Raw genomic sequence first — 5,612 nt, forward strand, 5'->3', positions numbered from 1 at the left:
GCGCCCATGACCCCGCGGCACCGCCTGTGGCTGCAGTGGGGCGGCCCGATGCTGTGCCTGCTGGCCCTCATCGTGGTGTGGCTGGCCTGCGCTGAAGGCGCTGGCACACCGCGTCACTGGCCCAGCGTGTGGCTGGCCACATCGCTGCTGCTGGCCTGGCTGGCCGTGGTGCTGCTGGCGCACGAGGCGTTGCGCCAGGCCTGGGTGCGCGGGCCCGAGCGCCATCAGCAGACCCTGGCCGCCTTCGCCCGGCAACTGGCCGGCGGCCGCTTCGACACGCTGGCCTCGCCGGTGCCCTCGCTGTGGCGCGACGACGCGCTGCTGGCCCTGCGCTCGGCCCTGCGCGACGTGCACGAAGAGCGCGCCCGAGTGCAGCGGCTGCTGGCCGCGCTGCGGGCTGCCGAGACCGATCGTGCGCGACGCGATGCCTTCGACGCCTTGCGCCAGGCCGCCGATGCCGACGAGCGTTTCGCCGAGGGTGCGTTGGCCATCGCCGCGCCACCGCCGGCACCGCCGCTGTCGTGGGCCCGGATCGCCGCGGCCGGGGCGCTGGCCGCGGTCGCCTGGTGGCTGGCCGGCGGAGGGCCGGTGTGAACATGGCCCTGCACCGTCGCCTGCTGTCCTTCTGGGCCGTGGCCTTGGTGGCCGTCGGCGCCATCGTGGCCGTGGCCGCGCTGCTGCGTGAAGCGCAATGGCGCGAGCGCCTCGACGGCATGGCGCAGATCCCCCTGCAGCAGGCCTGGAACGCCAGCGCGGCGCAGGCGCAGGCCACGCTGTCGGCACGGCTCGACGAAGTGCAGCGCCTGCCCGAACTGCGGGCTGCCGGCTCGGGCGCGGCCACCATCGACGCAGCGCAGCTGGCAGACCGCCTGGCGCGCGCTGCCGCCGCGGCCGGCCTGGTGCAGGTCGACCTCTACGACAGCCATCGCCAATGGCGCGCCAGCAGTGCCGCGTCGCCGGCCGACCAGCCCTTGGCCGATGTGGCCAGTCTGCTGGCGATGGCGCAGCCCAGCGACGGCGCGGCGCAGCGCGCCGACATCTCTGACCCGGCGCAGCGCGTCGGTATCGCCGACCCAGCGCAGCACGCCCACCTCCCCAACCCGACGCAGTACGCCGGGGTGCGCCTGCGCGAAGCCGGGCGCGAACGCGGCGGCGGCCCGGCGCTGTACGTGCTGGCGCGCCGGCTCGACGACGGCTCGGTGCTCGCCGCGGCGCTGGACTTGCGGCCGCTGCTGCTGGCGGCGGAGCGGCAGCTCGGGCGCCCGCTGGCCTTGACCTCGCCGCGCGGCCTGCTGCTGGCCGGTCTGCCGCCGGCACGGGCGCAGCGGCACACGCTCGCTTTGCCGGGTCTGGCCGGCGTCGATGGCCGCCCCGCGGCACTGTTATTGGCCGCGCGGCCAGACGACGCGGCCGCACCGCCGCTGGGTTGGCTGCCCGGGACCTGGCTGGCCGCCATCCCGCTGGTCTTCGTGCTCGGCCTGGCGTCCGCATGGCGGCGGCTGCTGGCGCCGCTGCTCGGGTCGGCGCGCCTGGTCGAGGCGCTGGCCGACGGCCAGCTGCAGGCCGCGGCCGACGACGCCGACACCCTGGCGCCGACCCAGGCCGGCGGTGAAGCCTGCCGCCTGGCCCGCGCCGCCGAACGCCTGCGCACCGAACTGCGCGCGCTGGACGCCCTGCGCGACGAACGCCAGCGCGTGGCCGCGCAGCAGACGCGGCTGATCCGCGAGCAGCTGCGTGCGCTGGCCGACATGCTGGACGCCGCCGGCCGCAACGAGATCCTGGCCCAGCTGGGCGACGAAGGCACCGGCGACGGCCGCCCGCAACTGGCGCGCCTGGCCACGCTGCTGGCGCGGCTGACCTCGCTGGTCGGCACGCAACAAGGCCGGCTGCTCGGGCTGCTGCGCGAGCTGCAGGAGTCGGTGCGCACGCGCGAGCTGTTCGCCAGCCTGCAGCAAGAGCTGGCGATCGCCCGCCGCCTGCAGCAGGCCATCCTGCCGCGCGGCGCACCGCCCGTGCCGCAAGTGGCCATCGAGGCGACGATGATCCCGGCGCGCGAGGTCGGCGGCGACTTCTACGACTGGTTCATGCTCGACGAACGCCGCCTGGCGCTGGTGGTGGCCGATGTCTCCGGCAAGGGTGTGCCGGCGGCCTTCTTCATGGCCATCACGCGCACCTTGCTGCGCAGCGCTGCGGCCTTCGTCAGCCAGCCGGCGCAGCTGCTGGCGCGGCTGAACGACGCGCTGGCCGCCGAGAACGACGAGACGCTGTTCGTGACCCTGTTCTACGCCGTGCTCGATGTCGAGACCGGCCAGCTCGACAGCGTCAACGCCGGCCACAACCCGCCTTTGCTGCGCCGCGCGGATGGCCGCGTCGAGAGCCTGCCGAGCGGTCGCAACCCGGTGCTGGCCGCCGTGCCAGGCCTGCAGTTCCAGGCCGACCGCTGCCGGCTGGCACCCGGCGACGGGCTGCTGCTGTACACCGACGGCATCACCGAGGCGCAGGATGCCGCCGGTGCGCTGTTCGGTGAAGCCGCGCTGGTGACGGCGCTGGCGGCGGCCGGGCCGCAGCCGGTGCAGGCGCTGGTGGATGCGGTGCGCGCCTTCGAGAACGGTGCGCCGCAGGCGGACGACATCAGCTGCGTGTGGCTGCGTTACGCGCCTGAGTGATTGCGCGCCTGTCTGATAACGCGCCTGTGTGACGACGCGCATGTGGGGTGGGCGTGAGCCGCTGACCCGGAAGATGCGTGGCCACCATTCCTCCTTTGCAACTGCCACGGTTCATTGCCTTGCACCGCCATTCACGCCGGGTCTGTGTCGTCCATGGCGCCGTCCGCGTGTCGGCGTGGGATGGAGGTTCCGAAGTGCCGTCAGGCGCGCCAGGCCATGCCGAAGGGCGGCGCCGCGTCGTGCAGCGCCGGCGCGGGGTCGGCCGCGGGGCGGCTCAGTGCGAGGGGCAAGGCCTCGGCTGCCCGGACCAGCGCGTCGAGCGCGTCCTCGAACGCGGCGTAGTCGGTGAGATCGAGATCGAGCGCGCGGCTGAGCAGCACTTCGTTGTTCGCGGCGTCGAAGCCGATCGTCGCGCCGCCCGTCGCCCGGGCGAAGAGGTTGGCCGCCAGCAGCTGCTCGAAATAGCGCTCACGGCCCGCGGCCGGCGCCTCGCCGAGGGAGGTGTAGAGGTAGAGGCGCCGTGCCGCCGCGTCGTGCTCGAGCTGCAGCTGCGTCGTGCCGTCGACGACGATGCTCGCGGTGCCGTCCGCCGAAAGCACGAGACCGGACATGCCGGCACGCTGGGCGAACTCGGCCATCAAGTCGCTGGCGTTCATGAAGAGGCTCCAGTCGTGTCTGACACCGGGCCTTGGATGTAGGCGGGGTCCGATGCCGGGCTCAGCGAGTAATCCGGGTCCGATGTCGGCGAGGGCGGTGCGGGTGGCGAAGGCAGCGCGGGTGGTGCGGGTGGTGCGGGCGACGCGGTTCCGTCCATCGCGCCGACCAGCTTGCCGCGCAGGCGCTTCACCTCGGCGTTGTCCGTCGAAAGGCCTTTGAACGGCGGCATCGCCATCACGTCCTTCGCATCGGCACGCTCGTCGGGGTTGACTTGCAACAGCGTCTTGATCGCACTCAGCAACTGCTCGGCCATGCCGTCCGGCCACCTCGTCTCACTCAGGGCTTTCAGTTCGGTGTCGGGGTCGAAGGTCTGCGCAAACGTGCCGAAGCCGTCGTTCGACACGGTGTTGAACGGTCGCTTCACGTCGTAGGCCAGCTCGACCAGCATCATCCCCAGCATCCAGCTGTCGGACTTTGCGGTCACGGTCTTTGCCGTCAGCGATTCAGGCGAGGTCCAGGCGACCGGGACAGTCTCGCTGGTACGCGGTTCGCTGGCGAGCGCGATCACCGCTTCGTCCGCGAACGGCACGGCGAGACCGAAGTCGGACAACAAGCCGTGCCCGCTGCCATCGACCAGCACATTGCGCAGCGCGATGTCGGAATGCGCCTCGCCGCGGGCCGCCTGCAGCCGCGTTATCGCGTGCAGCACGTCGGTGATCAGCAGCAGCTTCAGCTTGGCGCCGTCGGTCGCGGTCAGGCTGCCGTCTTGAACCGCCGCGTCGATCTTCGCCTTGAACTTGTCGAGCGACCCGAACTCGGCCTTGCGCAGGATCAACAGCAGCCGGCCGTCGTCGCTGATCAGTGCGCCCTGCAGCAGCGCGACATCGTCTGCCGAGGCACCGGTGCCCAGCGCGTTGGCCTGAGCACGGCCTTCATGCCGTGGACCGTCGAGCAGCACCGCGCGCTTGAACGCTGGGCGATCTTCGGGCTTGAGGCCCGGGGGCTCCGGTGGCAGCACCGGCACCTTGACGATGAGGTCCGGCACACCTTCGCTGTGGTACGCCTGCACCTCACCGAAGTGGCCCTTTCCGAGCGGTTTTTCCCCCGTCGTGTAGACGCGGCCGTTGTAGGTGATCGTGTACTGGTTGTTCTCCAGCGGCTTGGCCTGCCCGCCGAGGCCGACGAGGGCCTTCTCGAACACGCCCTGCAGCATGTCCTGCGTTGCCTGACCCTTGTGCACGCCCTGCCACATCGCGACGCTCAAGGGGTTCGGCGCCTGCTGCTGCACATGCTCGATCAGCGAGTCCATGAAGGCCCGGCCATCGGCCAGGATCAGCGCGAGCTGGCCCGATGCCGTCATGCTGGGGTCGGCCAGGGCCTGGTGCAAACGCGCCGGCAGCCGCTCGAACGCGCCGTCGATCTTGTCGGCGTCGCCGCTGCCGAAGGCCTCCACCAGGTCGGCGACCATGGCCTTGAAAGCCTTGCTCTCCAGCGCCACCGGCGGCAGCTGGGCCAGCGTCATGTCCTGGGTGACGACCTGCTTCTCGAACTTCTGGTGGTCGACATGGGCCGGATCCTTGACGATCAAGGGCAGCCGCGGCGTGTCCCAGCCCTGGCCTTCGGTCTGCACGCGCGGTGGCGGCGGCGCGCCCGGAGCAACCCGGCGCTGCATCAACGACGGGCCGGGCTTGGCCAGGTGCAAGACCTCGGCCACCTTGTGCGCCGCCTGGCCGAGCGCCTGCTTGAAGCGGGCCAGCTTGCCGCTCGGTACCTGACTCGGAACCGGGGATGCGTGGGCGACCTTGTCGAGCATGGCAGTCCAATGAATCTGATGGCGATGCCGCTTGAGTGACGCGGCGGCGCTGGTGGTTCCGTCTGCGGGCCGTTCTGCTGCGGCGCCGGCTTGCGATCCGTTGCCGCGGTTCGACTTCGATGTCTGAGAGGCCGCCTTGCAGCGTCTGCTGTCGGTCGACGGCGAGCGCCGAGTTCACGGTCTCGATTCAATTGCGGTCGTTGAGCCCCTAAGTGCACCGCGGCGCCAATGTCGGGTATCCAAGGTACTGCTGACTTAGCCGGCGTCATGGTTGGGCCGGCACCGCCGGGGCCTGCCAATGACTGCGGTTCACGACGCCGAACTCACGCTGGCGACCCATTGCGGTCTTTGGTGGTTGCTGGAAGCGGACGTTTGGACTGTCTTGCCTGTGCCGGTGATTCTTCGTTGCACTGCGCCGGGATTCCGCCCCGGCAGGCGGGTCACTTTCTTCCTGGCCGAAGAAAGTAACCAAAGAA

4 protein-coding genes are annotated in these 5,612 nt (G+C 71.3%); 2 read left to right on the forward strand and 2 right to left on the reverse strand.

The window, feature by feature from the left end; genetic code table 11:
• Together VLK61_RS13085 and VLK61_RS13090 are read left to right on the forward strand one after the other, a co-directional pair.
• A partial coding sequence (locus VLK61_RS13085) for a hypothetical protein (protein WP_325421830.1) occupies positions 1–594 on the forward strand: 594 nt, incomplete at its 5' end.
• Positions 595–596: 2 nt separating this feature from the next.
• Entirely contained in the window at positions 597–2,666 is a 2,070-nt protein-coding gene (locus VLK61_RS13090) for a PP2C family protein-serine/threonine phosphatase (protein WP_325421832.1), read from the forward strand.
• Positions 2,667–2,866: 200 nt separating this feature from the next.
• Here VLK61_RS13090 and VLK61_RS13095 read toward each other — a convergent pair whose 3' ends face one another.
• Positions 2,867–3,322, reverse strand: a complete 456-nt coding sequence (locus VLK61_RS13095) for a type III secretion system chaperone (protein ID WP_325421834.1) — start codon at positions 3,320–3,322, stop codon at positions 2,867–2,869.
• Entirely contained in the window at positions 3,319–5,136 is a 1,818-nt protein-coding gene (locus VLK61_RS13100) for a protein kinase (protein ID WP_325421836.1), read from the reverse strand. The genes VLK61_RS13095 and VLK61_RS13100 overlap by 4 nt, the downstream gene beginning before the upstream one ends.
• Positions 5,137–5,612: the final 476 nt, after the last annotated feature.

Source organism: Aquabacterium sp., from assembly GCF_035476535.1.
GTDB lineage: Bacteria > Pseudomonadota > Gammaproteobacteria > Burkholderiales > Burkholderiaceae_C > Pseudaquabacterium.